Source organism: Rhodoferax sp. MLSD5-FHT05B10, assembly GCF_058793415.1.
Genome location: NZ_JBXAFT010000003.1, coordinates 334,574 through 351,210, shown reverse-complemented (window position 1 = coordinate 351,210; position 16,637 = coordinate 334,574). Strand labels below are relative to the sequence as shown.

The following is a 16,637-nucleotide window of genomic DNA, read 5'->3' as shown; positions in this document are numbered from 1 at the left end:
GGGCAGGAGCGGCGTGATGCGGTAGGCTGGTGGCATAACAACCAGGAGACAAGCCTATGGCAGCACCCAAGCTGATGCTGGATTACGTTTTTGACCACGAAGCATCGCACCCTGAAACGGTTTACCTGACCCAGCCCACCGGTGGCGGGCAGGTCGTGGATTACACCTGGGGCCAGGTGGTTGACCAGGCCCGCCGCATGGCGGCGCACCTGCGGGCGCAGGGGTTTGAGCCGGGTGCGCGCATCGCCATCCTGTCCAAGAACTGCGCCCACTTCATCATGGCCGAGCTGGCGATCTGGATGGCCGGCGGCACGACGGTGGCCATTTTCCCCACGGAGACGGCCGACACCATCCGCTTCGTGCTGGAGCACAGCGGTGCGCGCTTGCTGTTTGTGGGCAAGCTCGATACCTGGGAGCACCAGAAGCCCGGCATTGCGGCGGACCTGCCCTGCATTGCCCTGCCGCTGGCGCCCCAGACCGGCTACGAGACCTGGGACGCCATCACGGCGCGCACCGCACCGCTGGCCGGGCGCATCCAGCGGGCGGGGAGCGACATTGCCATCCTCATGTACACCTCGGGCTCTACCGGCCAGCCCAAAGGCGTGATGCACAGCTTCGAGCGCATCACTCGCGTCAGCGAGCTCATGCAGCGCGACATCCAGTCACGCATTGGCGAGAAGGCGGAAATCCGGGTGCTGTCCTACTTGCCGCTGGCCCACGTCTTCGAGCGGGCCTGGGTGGAGTGCCTCTCGCTGCTGGACGGTCACACCCATGTCTACTTTGCCGACGCGCTGGACACCTTCCTGCAGGACCTCAACCGCGCCAAGCCCACCACGTTCATCTCGGTGCCGCGCCTGTGGCTCAAGTTCCAGCAGGGTGTTTTTTCCAAGATGCCGCCCCAGAAGCTCGATCGCCTGCTGGGCATCCCCCTGCTGGGCCGTCTGATCGGGCGCAAGGTGCTCAAGGGGCTGGGGCTGGACCAGGTCTTGCTGGCAGGCAGCGGCTCGGCGCCCATTCCGCCGGCGCTGATCGTGTGGTACCGCCGCCTGGGCCTGAACCTGATCGAAGGCTATGGCATGACCGAGGACTTCGCTTACTCGCACAACTCCACCCCTACCATCAATGCGCCGGGCTGCGTCGGGGTGCCGCTGGAGGGGGTGCAGGTGCGCATCAGCGACGAGGGGGAGATCCTGATCAAGTCCCCGGGGCAGATGGTGGGCTACTACAAGCGCCCCGACCTCGATGGCGAGGTCTTCACCGCAGACGGTTACTTCCGCACCGGTGACCGCGGTGAGCGGCGCGCCGACGGATTGCTGAAGATCACCGGGCGCGTGAAGGAACTGTTCAAGACCTCCAAGGGCAAATACGTGTCGCCGGCACCGATCGAGAACCGCATCAACGCCCACCCGATGGTGGAGACCAGCCTGGTGTCGGGCGTGGGGCAACCGTCGGCCTACGCCATGGTCGTGCTGGCCGAAGACCTGCGTCCCCGCCAGGGAGATGCCGCGTTCCGCGCGGAAGTGCAAGCGCAGCTGGGCCAGTTGCTGGTCGATGTGAACAACGAACTGGCCGACTACGAGAAGCTGCAGCTGATCGTGATCGCCAGCGAGCCCTGGACCATCGAAAATGGCTGTCTGACGCCCACCATGAAGATCCGGCGCAGCCGCATTGAAAGCGAAGTGACTGCCCGGGTGGAGGGTTGGTACGCCGAGCGTGCCAAGGTGCAGTGGGCTTGAAGGTCCAGTGGGTCTGAGGCGCCGCTGGCGCCTGGTCGCTAGACCGCACGGGGCATAGCCGCTATGCTGTGCGCTTATCCGTAAGCGCCGATGCAAGCCCATACCCCCACCATGTTCCTGATGCTGCTGATGGCCAGCGCGACGCTGACCATCGCCGCTGCGGTGGCCGTGCGCTTCAAGGAGCGCAACGGCATGCTGTTCTGGGCACTGGCCATGGTGGCGCAGACGGCCAGCTACATGCTGCTGAGCCTGCGGGGCCATTTGAGCGACGGCATCACGGTCTATGGCGCCAACCTGCTGTTGTCCGTTTCCATTGCCCTGTTCGTGGAGGGCCTGTTCGAGTTCCAGCAGCGTCGGCCGCCCCGCTGGCTGGTCTGGTCTCCGGTGCTGGTGCTGGCGGTGTTTTTCGCTTTCCTGGTGGACCGGGTCGCCGAGCGCATCCTGCTGAGTGCGGCCGTCGCCATCGTGCAGTGTGCGCAGGTGCTGTCCGTGCTGTGGGAACGGCGCCGCGAGCTGGCCGGGCGGGGCAAGTACACGCTGGCCTTTGGCTGGGTGATGCTGATGGGCATGTATGGCTACCGCGGCATCGCGACGGCGCAGCACATGGGCGAGGTGAGCTTTCTGGTCGCGGCCAACCCGCGCATCCAGGCCATTACCTACCTGCTGGTGAGCATGTGCCTCATTGTGATCAGCCTGGGGCTGGTCATCATGCTCAAGGAACAGGCAGATGCGCGCAACCGCGACATGGCCATGCGTGACGAGCTCACGGGCCTGACCAACCGGCGTTTCCTGCTGGAGTCACTGCACCAGAACCTGGCACTGGCCCAGCGTGCCGAGCAGCCGTTGACGGTGCTGATGATCGACATCGACCATTTCAAGCGGGTCAACGACACGTTCGGGCACTTGTCGGGCGATCTGGTGCTGAAAAAGCTCGCCAGTACGCTGATTTCGCGCGTGCGCGACCAAGACATCATCGGCCGTCTGGGGGGGGAGGAGTTTCTGGTCATCCTGCCCGACACGGCTACCGAAGGCGCCTGCCAGCTGGCCGAGGACTTGCGGGCCTGCATCGAGGCCACCCCGTTCTTCGGCGAGGACGGAACGCTGATTCCGGTCACCATCAGCATCGGCCTGTACGAGCGCAAGCAGCGAACCCGCCAGCGCAGCGACGACATGATTGGCGGGGCCGACCAGGCCCTGTACCGGGCCAAGGAAAACGGCCGCAACCGCGTGGAAGTGTTTCCCGGCGGCACGGCCTGACGTTGCGGCAACCTTCCGGCAGGTATTTCCGGCTTTTTTGCCGGATCTTGATGCAAGCGTTACACGGCGTTCACGTGGCGCGGCTACATTGGCAGTAGTCCCGCTGCACGGGACGGAAATGGACGAACCATGAAAAACATCAAGAAGAGTTTCTGGGGCCTGCTGGTAGTGCTGACACTGCTCTGGCTGTGGGTTGACAGGCTGGCTGGGGGGGCTTGGAGCGTATTTGCACTGCGTCCGCTGTTTCTGCAGTACAGCGGCGTGCTGGGCATGGGGGTGATGAGCGTGGCCATGATCCTGGCGGCGCGCCCCACCATGTTCGAACCCTACCTGGGCGGTCTGGACAAGATGTACCGCCTGCACAAGTGGCTGGGCATTTCCGGTCTGGTGATTGCCATCACGCACTGGCTGTGGGTTGAAGTGCCGAAATGGATGGTGGGCTGGGGGTGGCTGGAGCGGCCGGCGCGTCGGGGGCCGCCGGGCGGACAGATCGAGGGCATCGAGGGGTTCCTGCGTGGCCTGCGCCACCCTGCCGAAGGCTTGGGGGAATGGGCTTTCTACGCCGCTGTGGCCCTGATCGTGCTGGCGCTGGTGAAGCGGTTTCCGTACCGCTATTTTTTCAAGATCCACCACCTGCTGACGCTGGCCTACCTGGTGCTGGTGTTCCATTCGGTGGTGCTCCTGCAGTTCAACTACTGGGGCAGCCCGCTGGGCGTGGTCATGGGCCTGCTCATGCTGGGAGGTACGGTGGCGGCGGTGGTCGTGGTCGTGCGCAAGGTGTCCATTGGCCGCCAGACCGTGGGCGAGGTCGAGGGCGTCATCCGCCATGCCGATCTGCAGGTGCTGGAGGTGGACATCCAGATCCGGGGGCGCTGGGCGGGCCACGAGGCCGGGCAGTTTGCCTTTGTGACCTTCCATGCCGAAGAAGGGGCGCACCCATTCACGATCTCCTCGGCCTGGAAGGGGGACGGCCACATTGCCTTCATCATCAAGGAGCTGGGCGACTACACCCGCACCCTGCCGACCAGCCTGAAGAAGGGCGAGGTGGTGAAGCTGGAGGGCCCGTACGGGCGCTTCAACTTCAGCGGCAGCAAGCCGCGCCAGATCTGGGTGGGGGCGGGCATCGGCATCACACCGTTCATCGCCCGCATGAAAACCCTGGCGCGTACGCCCGACGGCAAGACCGTGGACCTGTTCCACCCCACGGCCGTGTATGACGAAAACGCCATAGGCAAGCTGCAACGGGATGCCCAGGCCGCGAACGTGAATTTCCATGTGCTGTGGGACGCACGCGACGGCCGGCTCACCGCCCAGCGCCTGTGCGAGGCCGTGCCCGACTGGAGGAACGCCGACATCTGGTTCTGTGGCCCGGCCGCCTTCGGGCAGGCCCTGCGGCGCGACCTGGTGGCCATGGGGCTCAACGCCGATGACTTCCACCAGGAACTGTTCGAGATGCGCTGAGCGCCGGGCTCAGCCGGTCTGGGCGATGGAGGACAGCGGGCGCAGCGTGCGCCGGCTCTCAAATTGCCGCGGCTGGCCGCTGAGCGGGTCCGTGAAGGCGATGGAGCGTGCCAGCAGCTGCAGCGGGTTGTTGTAGTCGGCGCTGCCTTCGGGTGTCAGCACCGGGTAAATGCCGTCGCCGACCAGCGGCAGGCCCAGTGCGGCCATGTGCACGCGCAGCTGGTGGCGGTGCCCGGTGACCGGTTTCAGGGCGTAGCGCGCCAGCGTGCCGTGTACCTCCAGCGGCGTGATGTGGGTAAGGGCGTTGGGCGGGCCATCCACCTCGGTCTGCTGCATGAAGTGCGTGGCCGGGGCGATGCGGGATTCGCGGCGCACGGGCCAGGGCAGATCGGGGTTCCACGGCGCAATGGCCTCGTAGGTCTTGTCCACCGCGCGCTGGCGAAACAGGGCCTGGTAGGCGCCGCGCGTGGCCGCCTGCGTGGAGAACAGCACCAGCCCCGCGGTGTCGCGGTCGATGCGGTGGATGGGTGACAGGTCGGCCAGACCCAGCGCGCGCTTGAGCCGCACCAGCACGGTTTCCTGCAAATACTTGCCTGATGGCAGCACGGGCAGGAAGTGCGGCTTGTCCACCACCAGCAGGTGCGCGTCCTGCCACAGCACGGTGGCTTCAAAGGGAATGGGCGGTTCGGCCTGCACGGTGCGAAAGTAGTACAGGCGTTGCCCGGCGCGGTAGGGTGCGTCGGGGGACACCAGCGCGCCCTGGTCGTCCAGCACGTCGCCGCCTTGCAGGCGCTGCAACCAAGCGTCAGCCCGGACACCGGGAAAGCGCTGCACCAGAAAGTCCAGCACCCGGGGCCACGGCCCGGGGGGCAACACCACGCAACTGGCGCTCACGCCGTTGCGGTTGGGGGGCGGATTAGGCCGGTACAGGGCCATCGCCAGCGTGAGGGCCCACGGTCTGGGCGACACAGGGTTTTGCTCCGTGTCCCCCGAGCGCGTTGCGCTCTCCTCCTTTACCTGCGCAAAGCCCTGTGCCGCCCAGACCGTGGGCCGTGCCTATCGTGGGGGCCATAGACCTAGATCCGTTCGAACACCAGGTCCCACACACCGTGTCCCAGCTTGATGCCGCGGTTCTCGAACTTGGTCAGTGGCCGGTAGTGCGGCTTGGGCGCATAGCCGGCCAGTTCGGGGTTCGTGGCCAGGGCGCGGTTCTTCAACAGCGGCTCGGCGGTCAACACCTCCAGGATCTGCTCGGCGTAGGGCTGCCAGTCGGTCGCGCAGTGGATATAGCCGCCCACCTTGAGGCGCTGCGCCAGCTTGGCCACCAGGGGTGACTGGATCAGGCGGCGCTTGTTGTGCTTGGTCTTGTGCCAGGGGTCGGGGAAGAAGATGTGCACGCCGTCCAGGCTTTGCAGGGGCAGCATGTGGTCGATCACCTCCACCGCATCGTGGGCGCAGATGCGGATGTTGGAGAGGTTCTGCTCGCCAATGCGCTTCAGGAGCGCGCCCACGCCGGGTTCGTGCACCTCGCAGCACAGGAAATGCGTCTCGGGCAGCACGCCGGCGATATGCGCCGTGGCCTCACCCATGCCAAAGCCGATTTCCAGCACGACAGGGTGTTTTTGCGCATCGTTTTGGCCTTCAGGCCTCGTGGAATCTGCGAATACAGCTTCCAAATTGATAGCGGACGGCTGGTAGGGCAGCAGGAACTTGGGCCCCAGTTCCTCAAACGCCTTGGCCTGGCCGGTGGTGGTACGGCCGGCGCGTTTGACGAAGCTCTTGATGGTGCGCATGAAGGGCTTGCTGGAGTCGGGGGCGTCCGGGGCGTGAGGTTCGGTGGGTACGGAAGTCATGGTGGGCCGATGGTGAGTGTGGCCTGCATTGTAGGGAGGGTGGCGTGCACGCGGCGACCGGCAGGCTGCGCACCCGATTATCTTGGCGCACAAATATATTGTGTGTCGATATTGAAAAATATATCTGAATATTATATTTTGCGTGTCTGTGTTTGGTCTGTATGTGCCGGATATTTATATTTGGTTAATACGTTTTTTCCAGTATCTGAAGTAACTTGCTTTATCTATTTTGATGAGAGGTTTCTAATTTATTTGAGAAATTAATATTTGCTCATCCCTCAACGCCAACCAAGGAGCATCCTGTGAGCAGTATTAATTCGGTTACGTCCTATCTTCCGTCCATCACGCCGTCCAAGGCCACCCAGAGCAGTTACGACGCCAATGCCCAGGCCTATGGCCCGGTTGTGGCGTCCATCGCCGGTGCCGCCGATGCTGTAGGTGATTCCGTCAGCGCAATCTGTTCGTTCAGTGCGGAGAGCCTGGGCAAGCTGGGCGACGCCGTCGAGTCCGAATACGACGCACTGGGCAAGGTGGTGGAGAGCGCCTGGCAGAGTGTCGAGGACGAGGCCGCCACGGTGGCCACTACGGTGAGCGATGCCGGCAAGGCGGTCAGCGACGCGGTGGGCGGCGCCGTGCATGACCTGGAAGCGGAAGTGTCGTCAGCGGCCTCGGCGGTCGGTGGCGTGCTGTCGTCCATTGGCGACGGCATCAGCTCGGCGGCCAGCAAGGCGGCGAACTATGCGTCGCTGGGTGTGTCGGCGGTCGCCCAGGCCATCAACGCGATCGTCTGACATGCCGCGCCGTAATGGATTGCGGGCCGCCGGTGGGTTGCATACCCGACCGCTACGCCAGCGCATGGTGCTGGTGGCGGTGCTGGGTGCGCTGCAATCGGGCTGCTCCATCATCAGTCCCATGCCCGTGTGGGAGCTGGCCAAGGCCACCGGCAGTCTTGCCACGATGGCAATTCAGTCGGAGCCCGGGCAGGCCAGCGACACGGTCTACCACGCCCACCAACCGTTCCCGGAACTGTGCATCGAGTTCAACCCGCAGACGCAGGTGGCCGACATGGTGCCGGCCCTGCAGACGGCCTTGCGCAGCCACCACATAGAGAGCCGGGTGTATGAGGGCGCCGTCGCGGGGCAGGCGTGCCAGGTCTGGCTGCGCTACAGCGCGCAGATTGACTGGGACCGGCCACCGATGACCGAGCGCTTCCAGTCGTTTGTGAGCACCGCGGCACTGTCCCTGCAGACCGCGCAGGGAAGGGTGCTGTCGAGCAGCCACTACGTGCTGGATCCCGGCTACGGCGCAAGCAAATGGGCTTCCACGCACGACAAGCTGGAACCCGTGGTCGCGGCGCTGGTGACCGGTGTGGTCCCGGAGCGGCGTTCGTCCTCCATCCAGAAGGGAAATTCATGAGCAAGTACATCCATGGCGGCCTGGTCGGGCTGGCCTGTTCCATCAGTCTGCTGACCGGCTGCGCCAGCACCCCCAGCACCATCGTGCAGGGCCCGTTGGCCGCGGCGCCCATTCCCCGTCCGGCCAGCGTGGAGCGGGTGAATACCGGCTCCCTGTACCAGCCGAACTCGGTGTCGCTGTTCTCGGGGCGACAGAAGCCGCGCAACGTGGGCGACACACTGAAGGTCGACATCTCCGAAAGCCTGCGCGCCAGCAACACGATCAAAACCGACATCAGCCGCGACAGCGCGCTGGCTTCCAAGGGGCCTGGTGCGGCCGCGACCAACAACATTCTCCCCGGACTGATGGCGCAGGACGTCACGGCCTCGGGCAGCAACACCTTCAAGGGCAACGGCACGGCCAAGAACGACAGCAGTTTCACCGGGCAGCTGGCGGCGTCGGTCATCAATGTGCTAGCCAACGGCAATCTCGTCGTGGCGGGTGAGCGCAGCATCTCCCTGCACGGCGGGGTCAACACGATGCGCTTTTCCGGGGTGGTGGACCCCAAGGACATCAAGGACGGCAATGTCGTGCGCTCGGCCGACGTGGTCAATGCCCGCCTGGAGGTCGTGGGGCAGGGCGATGTATCGGATGGCGCCACGCGCAACTGGCTGCAGCGCGCGCTCACCAACACCCTGGCCATCTGGTAGAGGGCGCTGCGCGGTGCCCGAATTTCCTTCCCGCAAATCAATGGACGTCGTGCGCTTGTCGGGCCGGTCCGCTTTTTGGAGAACACCCATGTTATTGGAACTGAGAACTACCTTGGCTGCTGTGGCTTGCGCCGTGGCATGCGCGCCGGCTGCGGCAACCGTCGATATGGAGGGCGTCGCGCTGGATGATTCGGTCCTGGTGGCGGGAAAGAACCTCAAGCTCAATGGTGCCGGCGTCAGCATGCGGCTGATTTTCAAGATCTACGCCATGGGCCTGTATCTGCCGGACCAGAGAGGGTCTGTGCGCGACGTGTTGTCCATGGATGGCCCGCGGCGGCTGGTGATTGCCATGTTGCGCGATGTGAGCGGCGAGGATTTCAATGACGTGCTGGCGAACTATGCCTCGACCGACGGCGGGGCTCTGCAATCCCATGTCATGGGGCACCTGCTGCAGCTGGGCAAGGCGATTTCCAGCCAGCCGAACGGCTTGCGCAAGGGCGACACGCTGACCCTGGATTGGGTGCCCGGTACCGGCACGGTGGTGGAGCTCAACAAAAAGCCCCTGACGGCGCCTTTGCGCGACATTGCGTTCTTCAACGCGCTGCTCAACATCTGGCTGGGTGACAAGCCCGCCGATCCGGGCCTCAAGACCAAGCTGCTGGGACAACCCCAGATAACGCGTACCTCCATGACCTACTGAGAAAGGGGGGGGGCTGGCGACGTCGATTATCTTTTCAATATATTTGTATAGGGATTATGTCGACTCTGTATCAGGGTTGACATAAATGGTATGTAAAGAGTTTGCAAAGTAGGCGGGAAAACTCGGTTTTCCGGGGAATGCCTCTGGCGGGAATTTATACTTATTTGCTTTCGCCCGCCATGATTCCGAAAACCCATATATTGATTGTTGACGACGACGCGGAAATTACCGGTCTGCTGGCTGGTTATCTGGCGCCCTACGGGTTTTGGGTCCATGTGGCGGGTGATGGCGCGGGCATGCGCCAGCAGATGGCGCAGCATGCGATCGATCTGATCGTGCTCGACGTCATGCTGCCGGGCGCCGATGGCCTGACCCTCGCACGGGAGATACGGCGGCAATCCCGCATACCCATCATCATGCTGACGGCGCGCTCGGACCATTACGACCGGGTGCTGGGGCTGGAAAACGGGGCCGACGACTACGTGAGCAAGCCGTTCGAGCCGCGGGAGCTGGTGGCCCGCATCCAGTCGGTGCTGCGGCGCTCCACCATACCGCTGGATGGCCCCGCACGGCGTGCCGGAAACGACGTGATCTGCTTCAACGGCTGGAAACTGAACCGGGAAAACCACAGCCTGCATGCGCCCAGTGGCCTGATGGTAGCCTTGTCCAATGCGGAATTCCGGCTCCTGAGCACCTTCCTGCATACGCCGCGCCGCCTGCTCAGCCGCGATCAGTTGATGGAACTGGCCCGCGGGCACATGGCCGGCGCCAACGAGCGCAGCATCGACCTGCTGGTTTCCCGTCTGCGCCAGAAGCTGGCGCGCGCGCCGGAGGGATCGAACATGATCAAGACGGTGCGCGGCAGAGGGTATTTGTTCGATGTAGCGTCCGTGCAGGGCCGCGCGGCATGAACCGTGTGCTGGCCTGGGCCCGCGCCCTGCTGGTGCCCAGCACGCTGTTTGGCCGGTTGGCGTTGTTGCTGGGGGTGGCGGTGCTGGTCAGCCATGCCCTGGCGCTGCGGTTGATGTTTGAAATGGGCCCCCACCTGTTCGGCCCAGGGCCGGGTGCCGTGCCCGGGGTGTACGCGCCCCTCAATGCCAAGGGACCGGGCGGTATGCCGCCGCCCATGGGACCTGCGGGGCCGCCCCCCGGCCCGGGTGGTCCGGGGGGACCGAACGGGCCGCGCCCCTTCCTAAATCCGCGGTTGTGGGTGGACGTGGGGGTTCGCATTGCGGCCCTGATGCTGGCGGCCTGGATCGGTGCCCGCTGGCTGTCGCAGCCCGTGCGGCGCCTGGCCAACGCCGCGCATGAGCTGGGACGCGACATCCACCGTGCGCCGCTGGTGGAAGAGGGTACGGACGAATGCCGCGAGGCCACCCGGGTCTTCAACCAGATGCAGGCACAGATCTGCCGGCAGCTCAGCGAGCGGGACAGTTTCGTTGCGGCGGTGTCGCACGACCTGCGTACCCCCCTGACGCGCCTGGCCTTGCGGGCCGAAGGCCTGGCCGACGTGCAGCAACGTCTGCGCTTCGGGCGGGACATTGCGGAGATGAACGCCATGATCACCACCACGCTGGACTACCTGCGGGGCGCGGCGCATGCCGAGCCGTTTGTGTTGCTGGATGTGGACTCGATGCTGCGCAGCCTGGTGGACGACTATGCCGCCAGTGGCCATGCCGTGGAGCTGGTGGATGCCGAATCGGCCCAGGCCTGCGCGCCGCTGCGCACGCAGCCATCGGCCTTGCGCCGGTGCATCAACAACATCGTCGACAACGCCATCCGGTATGGCGGGCATGCCCGGGTGCGCTGCCATGAAACACCGGGGCATGTGTGCATCGAGATCAGTGACAGCGGGCCGGGCATTGCCGAAGCCGACATGGACCGGATGCTGACTCCGTTTCAGCGGGCGGAGGGCTCACGCAACCGCCACAGCGGCGGAGTCGGCCTGGGGCTTTCGATTGCCAACGACATCGCGCGGCGCCTGAACGGTACGGTGCGCCTCCGGAACGGTGAAAAAGGGGGACTGGCGGTCACGGTGGCATTGCCCCGCGCCCTCTGCGACAGCGTGTAGCATGCGGTTGCACCGTCGCCCGCCAGAGCCCGGTCCAATGGGTCAGGGCATGCTCCAGCGTGCCGCCTTGGGCGGGCAGGCCCAGCACGGCAGCCGCGGCGTTGAGTGCGGCCAGCGGGTCGGACACGTCCAGCGCCTGTGCGCCGTTTTGCTTGGAGAGTTTTTCTCCGTTGGCGCCGCGCACCAGAGGGGTGTGCAGGTACTGTGGCGTGGGCAGGCCCAGGGCGCGCTGCAGCAGGATCTGCCGCGCCGTGTTGTCGGTCAGGTCTTCGCCGCGCACCACGTGGGTGATGCCCTGCGCGGCGTCGTCCACCACCACGGCGAGTTGGTAGGCAAAAAGGCCGTCGGCGCGCTGGAGCACGAAATCGCCCACCTCCTGCGCCACGTCCTGCTGTTGGGGACCCAGACGGCGGTCGGTCCAGTGCACTACCTGGCTCGCTATATTTTTCGTAGCTTTCTGCGCAGGTTCTTCGTGGCCTGCAGGCTGATTGGGCATTGAAATATCGGTGCGCAACCGCCAGGCGCGCCCGGGCTTGCCCTGCAGGCCTGCGCGGCAGGTGCCGGGGTAGACCAGTTCGCCGTGGCGGGGCTTTGTCATGCCGGCTTGCTGCAGGGCGGCTTCGATGTCCTTGCGCGAGCAGGCGCAGGGGTAGGCCAGGCCGCGCGCGACCAAGTGCTCCAGCGCCTGCTGGTAGAGCGGTGTGCGCCGGCTCTGCCACACCGGCGGTTCATCGGGGTGCAGGCCGCAGGCGGCAAGCTGGCGCAGGATGGTCTGGTCGGCCCCGGGCACGCAGCGCGGTGTGTCCACGTCTTCGATGCGCACCAGCCACGGGCCGCCATGGGCCCGGGCGTCAAGCCAGCTCGCCAGGGCGGCCACCAGCGAGCCTGCATGCAGCGGGCCGGTGGGCGAGGGGGCAAAGCGCCCCCGGTAGCCGGGGGCGACAGGCGGGGTACTCAAATGATTGCGAGGGCCAGCTCCAGGCCAGACACAAAGGCATCTTCCACGCGGTGGCCCAGGCACCAGTCGCCGCACAGGCCCAGGCCCGTCTTGGCGTCCCACAGGTGGGAGCGGCCCAGCGGCTGCACGGTCTGCGCGTACTTCCAGCGCTGGGTGTCCATGTGCGCCGGCTCGGCACGGATGCCGGTGACTTCGGTAAAGGCCTTCAGCAGCTTGGCCTGCACACGCGCCTCGTCATCCTGCAGGTGTTCCTGCGACCAGGTGGCGCTGGCCTGCACCGTCCAGCGCTCCACCCAGCCGCGACCCGGTTTGCTGGATTCACGCGCCAGCCAGGCAATGCGGTGGTGGGTGCTGCGGGCAGCGCTCCACTGCGGCCCCAGCGTGGTGAGGCCGGGTTGCACGGCCTGTGGAAAGGCGAGCATCAGCGTCCAGCAGGGTGCGACCGTGACTTTGCTGATGTCTTTCTGCAGCGGCGCGCCCACCTGGGAGGCCTGCAGCAGGGCCAGCGCCTGTGGCGACGGGATGGCCAGCACCACGGCGTCGAAGCCGGAATACACATGCGTGCTGTCCTGGGCGCCGGTGGTGCGCAGCTGCCATTGCCGCTTGTTGAGGGCGTCGGGTTCGATGCGGTCGACGCGGGTCTGCAACTCCACGCTGCCCTGGTCGAGCAGCGGCTTGGCCCACTGCTGCGGCAGGGTGTTCATGGTGGGTTTGGGGACCCAGTGCGCCTCCCCGGCGGGATGGCCGGCCGCGGCGACACGGCCCTGCTTGTCCAGCACATGCACCGTGTTGGCACTCCAGGGTTTGCACACCCCGGGGCTGGTCTGCAGGGCCAGCTCGAAACGCGGATCGCGGATGGTGAAGTACTGCGTGCCATGGTCAAAGCTGCCAAACGGGCTGTTGCGAGTGGCCATGCGACCGCCCACGGTGTGGCTTTTTTCGAACACCGTGACACGGTGGCCGGCCTGTACCAGGGTGCGGGCGCAGGCGATGGCGGCCATGCCGGCACCCACGATGGCGATGTGTCTGGAAGCGGTCATGTGCGGTGTCTCCAAGAGTGGTGGGAAGGTTTATGCCTCTTTATACACGCTGGCATCAGGCGCTACGGTGTTGTTCCAGCAGCGCGAGGCGGGTGGCGGGGCTTTCGAGTTGCTGCAGCCACCATTGCAAGGCCCGGCCCTGGGTCGACGAAGTGGCTCCGCGCCAGGCGTAACTCAGCGGCACCGTGCGGTACGGGCGCTCGGTCTGCTTGACGACCAGGCGGCCCGTTTCAATGTAGCTGCCCGCCATGCACTGCGGTAGGTAGCCACCCGCCAGACCGCGCAACTGGGCATCGAGCTTGGCGTGCATGCTGGCGACGGTGAATACATCCTGTCCGCCCAGCAGGCCGTAGGTCATGCCCCTGCCGCGCTGGACGGAGTCCGCCACCGCCACGGCGCGGTGCTGCTGGATGACGGTGTCGCTCAAAGGCTCGGGGGCATTGGCCAGCGGGTGGTGGGGTGCCACCGCGTAGACAAATTGCATGGTGCCCAGGGTCTTGCCCTGGATGCCGGCGTTGTTGGCCGCATCCAGGGCCACGCCCAGGGCCAGGTCGGCCTGGCCGGCGGTGAGGGCTTCCAGCGTGCCGGAGAGGGTCTCGTCGCGCAGTCGGATGCGGGTGGGGGGAGAGAGGCTGAAGAAGCTCTCGCACAACTCCATGACGGTGGCCTTGGAGATGACCGTGTCCACGGCAATGGTCAGCAGCGGCTCCCAGCCGGTGGCCACGCGCTTGACCCGGTTGGCCACGGCATCGATCTCGCCGAGCAGGCGCGCGCCTTCGCGCATCAGCAGGGCACCGGCTTCGGTCATGCGGGCCTGGCGCGAGCTGCGGTCGTACAGCAGCACGTCCAGCGCGTCCTCGATCTGGCGGATGCGGTAGGTCAGGGCGCTGGGCACCAACCCCAGGGCGCGGGCGGCGGCGGCAAAGCTGCCAGCCGACTCAATGGCCTGCAGCATGGCCAGGGCATCGGGGGTCAACACATCGCGTGCGGTTTGCATGGATGGGCCTTTTTGGTTGAAATTATTTGAATGATGCCATCAAACAGGGTGGGTGGAAAGTCCCGGTGCCGGGCCTAAAGTTCTACCCATCGACAGGAACTTCAAGGAAACCCCACCATGTTGACCTTACGCAAATCGGCAGACCGTGGCTACGCCGACCACGGCTGGCTCAAGTCCTTCCACAGCTTTTCATTCGCCGGCTACTACGACCCCCGCCACATGGGCTGGGGCAACCTGCGCGTCATCAACGAAGACCGCATTGCCCCCGGCACCGGCTTCGGCACGCACGGCCACCGCGACATGGAAATCATCAGCTACGTGGTGTCGGGCAACCTGGCGCACAAGGACAGCATGGGCAACGTCAAGGGCATTCCCCCGGGCGACGTGCAGCGCATGAGCGCCGGCACGGGCGTGCAGCACAGCGAGTTCAACCACGCACCCAACGAGACGACCCATTTCTTCCAGATCTGGATCGAGCCCAATGTGACCGGCATTGCCCCCAGCTACGAGCAAAAGACCTTTGCCGCGGCGGAGAAGCAGGGCGTGCTGCGGCTGGTGGCCTCCCCTGACGGGGCCGAGGGCTCGGTGCTGATCCATGCCGATGCACGCCTGTACAGCAGCCTGCTCGACGGTGAGCAGAGCGCCCAGCTGGTGCTGGACCCCCAGCGCAAAGCCTATGTGCACCTGCTGCGTGGCGAGCTGGAGGTCAACGGGCACCCCCTCAGCACCGGTGACGCGGTGCTGCTGGAGGCAGAAAACGTGTTGACCCTGGCCCACGGCAAAGCCGCGGAAGTGCTGGTGTTTGATCTTTCAGCCTGATCGTTTTTTTGACTGTTTTTAAATTCAAGGAGTTTTCATGTTGACCAAGTTGCAAGATCCCCTGGCCCTGGCGGCTCGCATTCTCATGGCACTGTTGTTCCTGCCGGCCGGCATTGCCAAACTGGGTGGCTTCGCCGGTACGGCGGGGTACATCGGATCGGTCGGACTGCCGTTTCCAGAACTGGGCGCTGCGCTGGCCATTGCGGTGGAAGTGGGTGGCGGCCTGGCCTTGCTGCTCGGTTTCCAGACCCGTTGGGCAGCTTTGATCACCGCGGTGTTTACCGTGGCGGCTGGCCTGTTCTTTCACAAGTATTGGGCGGCACCAGCGGACCAGGTGATGGTGAACCAGATCATGTTCTACAAGAACCTGGCCATCGCCGGCGGATTGCTCATGCTGACGGCTTTCGGGGCTGGCGCCTATAGCGTCGACGCCCGGCGCGGCGCCTGATTCTTCAGATTGTTCCCACGGAGGCGCTGCGCCGCAGCGGTTCCATTCTTTTAGTAGCAAACCAGGAGTTCGTTCATGGCAAAAGTAGCAGTGGTTTTTCATTCGGGTTACGGTCACACCCAGCGCATGGCGCAATCGGTGGCCCAGGGCGCGGGCGCAGAGCTCATCGCCATTGACGCGGATGGCAACCTGCCCGAAGGCGCCTGGGAGACCCTGGCCGCGGCCGACGCCATCATCTTTGGATCGCCCACCTACATGGGCAGCGTGAGCTGGCAGTTCAAGAAGTTTGCCGATGCCTCCAGCAAGCCCTGGTACACCCAGGCCTGGAAGGACAAGATTTTTGGCGGCTTCACCGCCAGCGCCAACGTCAACGGCGACAAGCATTCCACGCTGCACTACTTCATGACGCTGGCCATGCAGCACGGCGGCGTGTGGGTGGGTACGGGCCTGAACTACAACAACACCAAGGCTTCGCAGCGCAGCGACGTGAATTACCTGGCTTCCAGCGCAGGCCCCATGGCCCAGACCCCGGGCGACGCCAGCGGCGAAGAAATGAATGCCGGGGACCTGGAAACCGCACGGCTGTTTGGCGCCCGCATTGCCGCCATGGCCAAGTAATCCAGCGGCAGATATTTTTCATATTTGCGCTAGATCAGCCCGGACGCTCATGCAGAGCGTTCGGGCTTTTTTGTCTGGATGGTCCCGATATAGTGCTGCGTGTTGATCCGTTAAACAAAGGAGCGCTATCTTGAAACAATTCACACATGCTTGGGTGCTTGCGTGCGCCATGGTTGTCGGTGGAGTCCCTGCTGCACAGGCTCAAAACAACGCATCCACGGCCAGCGCACTGTCCCTGATGCCGCTGGGCTCGGTAGTGGGTGCCAGTGTGGGGGCTGCAGTGGCCTTGCCTGTGGCTTTTTCCACGGCGGGTGCGGTGCTGGTTGTCAAGGGCGTTGAAGCCTCGGCGACAGGCACCCGGTATGTGCTGGAGCGCGTGTCGGATGGTGCGCGAGCGAGTGTTGAAGTGTCCGGCAAGGTAGCTGGTGCGGCCTCGACCACGGTGGGTACGGTAGTCAGCGTGAGCATCATCAGCGCGGGGGTGGTGCTATCGGTGGCGGGGCAGGTCCTTGCCTTTGTGCCCAATGAAGCGGGCCGTGCCCTGCTGCACAACCAACGCGTGACGCTGTGAAGC

The 16,637-nt window shown here is 65.0% G+C and carries 18 protein-coding genes; 13 read left to right on the top strand and 5 right to left on the bottom strand.

Features of this window, described 5'->3' with window-relative positions; translation table 11 throughout:
* Nucleotides 1-56: 56 nt before the first annotated feature.
* The 3 genes from AC1Q5W_RS06875 (at nt 57) to AC1Q5W_RS06865 (ending at nt 4,454) form a co-directional block, all read left to right on the top strand.
* Nucleotides 57-1,736: an AMP-binding protein gene (locus AC1Q5W_RS06875; RefSeq protein ID WP_492643390.1), complete on the top strand. Its 1,680-nt coding sequence runs from the start codon at nt 57-59 to the stop codon at nt 1,734-1,736.
* A gap of 90 nt (nt 1,737-1,826) precedes the next feature.
* A complete protein-coding gene (locus AC1Q5W_RS06870) occupies nt 1,827-2,993 on the top strand; it encodes a GGDEF domain-containing protein (RefSeq protein WP_492643389.1) in 1,167 nt (388 codons plus the stop codon).
* Between the two features lie 129 nt (nt 2,994-3,122).
* Complete coding sequence (locus tag AC1Q5W_RS06865) at nt 3,123-4,454, top strand: ferredoxin reductase family protein (RefSeq protein WP_492643388.1); 1,332 nt, start codon at nt 3,123-3,125, stop codon at nt 4,452-4,454.
* 9 nt (nt 4,455-4,463) lie between these two features.
* Here AC1Q5W_RS06865 and AC1Q5W_RS06860 read toward each other — a convergent pair whose 3' ends face one another.
* Together AC1Q5W_RS06860 and trmB are read right to left on the bottom strand one after the other, a co-directional pair.
* The gene (locus tag AC1Q5W_RS06860) at nt 4,464-5,390 is read right to left on the bottom strand and encodes a pseudouridine synthase (RefSeq protein ID WP_492646111.1); all 927 of its coding nucleotides are present in this window, start codon (nt 5,388-5,390) and stop codon (nt 4,464-4,466) included.
* Between the two features lie 140 nt (nt 5,391-5,530).
* A complete protein-coding gene (gene trmB / locus AC1Q5W_RS06855; protein WP_492643387.1) occupies nt 5,531-6,307 on the bottom strand; it encodes a tRNA (guanosine(46)-N7)-methyltransferase TrmB in 777 nt (258 codons plus the stop codon).
* A 302-nt stretch (nt 6,308-6,609) separates the two neighbouring features.
* Here trmB and AC1Q5W_RS06850 point away from each other — a divergent pair, with 302 nt between their 5' ends.
* From AC1Q5W_RS06850 to AC1Q5W_RS06825, 6 genes are all read left to right on the top strand, one after another.
* Complete coding sequence (locus tag AC1Q5W_RS06850; protein ID WP_492643386.1) at nt 6,610-7,098, top strand: hypothetical protein; 489 nt, start codon at nt 6,610-6,612, stop codon at nt 7,096-7,098.
* 1 nt (nt 7,099) lies between these two features.
* Nucleotides 7,100-7,723, top strand: a complete 624-nt coding sequence (locus AC1Q5W_RS06845) for a cell division protein FtsI (protein ID WP_492643385.1) — start codon at nt 7,100-7,102, stop codon at nt 7,721-7,723.
* Nucleotides 7,720-8,412: a flagellar basal body L-ring protein FlgH gene (locus AC1Q5W_RS06840; protein ID WP_492643384.1), complete on the top strand. Its 693-nt coding sequence runs from the start codon at nt 7,720-7,722 to the stop codon at nt 8,410-8,412. Before AC1Q5W_RS06845 ends, AC1Q5W_RS06840 begins: the two co-directional genes overlap by 4 nt.
* Nucleotides 8,413-8,500: 88 nt before the next feature.
* Nucleotides 8,501-9,112 carry a chalcone isomerase family protein gene (locus AC1Q5W_RS06835; protein WP_492643383.1) on the top strand — a complete coding sequence of 204 codons (612 nt, stop codon included), beginning with the start codon at nt 8,501-8,503 and terminating at the stop codon, nt 9,110-9,112.
* Nucleotides 9,113-9,291: 179 nt separating this feature from the next.
* Entirely contained in the window at nt 9,292-10,023 is a 732-nt protein-coding gene (locus AC1Q5W_RS06830; RefSeq protein WP_492643382.1) for a response regulator, read from the top strand.
* On the top strand, nt 10,020-11,183 hold the full coding sequence (locus AC1Q5W_RS06825; RefSeq protein WP_492643381.1) for an ATP-binding protein: 1,164 nt from the start codon (nt 10,020-10,022) through the stop codon (nt 11,181-11,183). Before AC1Q5W_RS06830 ends, AC1Q5W_RS06825 begins: the two co-directional genes overlap by 4 nt.
* On the opposite strand, the gene gluQRS is transcribed toward AC1Q5W_RS06825, so the two are convergent.
* From gluQRS to AC1Q5W_RS06810, 3 genes are read right to left on the bottom strand one after another with little or no spacing between them, the layout of a single operon-like run.
* A complete protein-coding gene (gluQRS, locus tag AC1Q5W_RS06820) occupies nt 11,143-12,141 on the bottom strand; it encodes a tRNA glutamyl-Q(34) synthetase GluQRS (protein WP_492643380.1) in 999 nt (332 codons plus the stop codon). The two genes, AC1Q5W_RS06825 and gluQRS, sit on opposite strands and share 41 nt — an antisense overlap.
* Complete coding sequence (locus AC1Q5W_RS06815; protein WP_492643379.1) at nt 12,138-13,181, bottom strand: NAD(P)/FAD-dependent oxidoreductase; 1,044 nt, start codon at nt 13,179-13,181, stop codon at nt 12,138-12,140. The genes gluQRS and AC1Q5W_RS06815 overlap by 4 nt, the downstream gene beginning before the upstream one ends.
* Before the next feature lie 55 nt (nt 13,182-13,236).
* Nucleotides 13,237-14,178 carry a LysR substrate-binding domain-containing protein gene (locus AC1Q5W_RS06810; protein WP_492643378.1) on the bottom strand — a complete coding sequence of 314 codons (942 nt, stop codon included), beginning with the start codon at nt 14,176-14,178 and terminating at the stop codon, nt 13,237-13,239.
* A gap of 117 nt (nt 14,179-14,295) precedes the next feature.
* Here AC1Q5W_RS06810 and AC1Q5W_RS06805 point away from each other — a divergent pair, with 117 nt between their 5' ends.
* The 4 genes from AC1Q5W_RS06805 (at nt 14,296) to AC1Q5W_RS06790 (ending at nt 16,634) form a co-directional block, all read left to right on the top strand.
* Complete coding sequence (locus AC1Q5W_RS06805; RefSeq protein WP_492643377.1) at nt 14,296-14,997, top strand: pirin family protein; 702 nt, start codon at nt 14,296-14,298, stop codon at nt 14,995-14,997.
* A gap of 37 nt (nt 14,998-15,034) precedes the next feature.
* Nucleotides 15,035-15,445: a DoxX family protein gene (locus AC1Q5W_RS06800; RefSeq protein ID WP_492643376.1), complete on the top strand. Its 411-nt coding sequence runs from the start codon at nt 15,035-15,037 to the stop codon at nt 15,443-15,445.
* Between the two features lie 75 nt (nt 15,446-15,520).
* Nucleotides 15,521-16,063 carry a flavodoxin family protein gene (locus tag AC1Q5W_RS06795; protein ID WP_492643375.1) on the top strand — a complete coding sequence of 181 codons (543 nt, stop codon included), beginning with the start codon at nt 15,521-15,523 and terminating at the stop codon, nt 16,061-16,063.
* A gap of 169 nt (nt 16,064-16,232) precedes the next feature.
* Nucleotides 16,233-16,634: a hypothetical protein gene (locus AC1Q5W_RS06790; protein ID WP_492646110.1), complete on the top strand. Its 402-nt coding sequence runs from the start codon at nt 16,233-16,235 to the stop codon at nt 16,632-16,634.
* The last annotated feature ends 3 nt before the right edge of the window (nt 16,635-16,637 follow it).

What these genes read in the sequence shown, in the direction of transcription:
- AC1Q5W_RS06830 (WP_492643382.1), top strand. Translation starts at nt 9,292, where the DNA reads ATGATTCCGAAAACCCATATATTGATTGTTGACGACGACGCGGAAATT.
- AC1Q5W_RS06825 (WP_492643381.1), top strand. Translation starts at nt 10,020, where the DNA reads ATGAACCGTGTGCTGGCCTGGGCCCGCGCCCTGCTGGTGCCCAGCACG.
- AC1Q5W_RS06805 (WP_492643377.1), top strand. Translation starts at nt 14,296, where the DNA reads ATGTTGACCTTACGCAAATCGGCAGACCGTGGCTACGCCGACCACGGC.
- AC1Q5W_RS06865 (WP_492643388.1), top strand. Translation starts at nt 3,123, where the DNA reads ATGAAAAACATCAAGAAGAGTTTCTGGGGCCTGCTGGTAGTGCTGACA.
- AC1Q5W_RS06815 (WP_492643379.1), bottom strand. Translation starts at nt 13,181, where the DNA reads ATGACCGCTTCCAGACACATCGCCATCGTGGGTGCCGGCATGGCCGCC.
- AC1Q5W_RS06875 (WP_492643390.1), top strand. Translation starts at nt 57, where the DNA reads ATGGCAGCACCCAAGCTGATGCTGGATTACGTTTTTGACCACGAAGCA.
- AC1Q5W_RS06790 (WP_492646110.1), top strand. Translation starts at nt 16,233, where the DNA reads ATGGTTGTCGGTGGAGTCCCTGCTGCACAGGCTCAAAACAACGCATCC.
- AC1Q5W_RS06810 (WP_492643378.1), bottom strand. Translation starts at nt 14,178, where the DNA reads ATGCAAACCGCACGCGATGTGTTGACCCCCGATGCCCTGGCCATGCTG.
- AC1Q5W_RS06845 (WP_492643385.1), top strand. Translation starts at nt 7,100, where the DNA reads ATGCCGCGCCGTAATGGATTGCGGGCCGCCGGTGGGTTGCATACCCGA.
- trmB (WP_492643387.1), bottom strand. Translation starts at nt 6,307, where the DNA reads ATGACTTCCGTACCCACCGAACCTCACGCCCCGGACGCCCCCGACTCC.
- AC1Q5W_RS06835 (WP_492643383.1), top strand. Translation starts at nt 8,501, where the DNA reads ATGTTATTGGAACTGAGAACTACCTTGGCTGCTGTGGCTTGCGCCGTG.
- AC1Q5W_RS06870 (WP_492643389.1), top strand. Translation starts at nt 1,827, where the DNA reads ATGCAAGCCCATACCCCCACCATGTTCCTGATGCTGCTGATGGCCAGC.
- AC1Q5W_RS06795 (WP_492643375.1), top strand. Translation starts at nt 15,521, where the DNA reads ATGGCAAAAGTAGCAGTGGTTTTTCATTCGGGTTACGGTCACACCCAG.
- AC1Q5W_RS06800 (WP_492643376.1), top strand. Translation starts at nt 15,035, where the DNA reads ATGTTGACCAAGTTGCAAGATCCCCTGGCCCTGGCGGCTCGCATTCTC.
- AC1Q5W_RS06860 (WP_492646111.1), bottom strand. Translation starts at nt 5,390, where the DNA reads ATGGCCCTGTACCGGCCTAATCCGCCCCCCAACCGCAACGGCGTGAGC.
- AC1Q5W_RS06840 (WP_492643384.1), top strand. Translation starts at nt 7,720, where the DNA reads ATGAGCAAGTACATCCATGGCGGCCTGGTCGGGCTGGCCTGTTCCATC.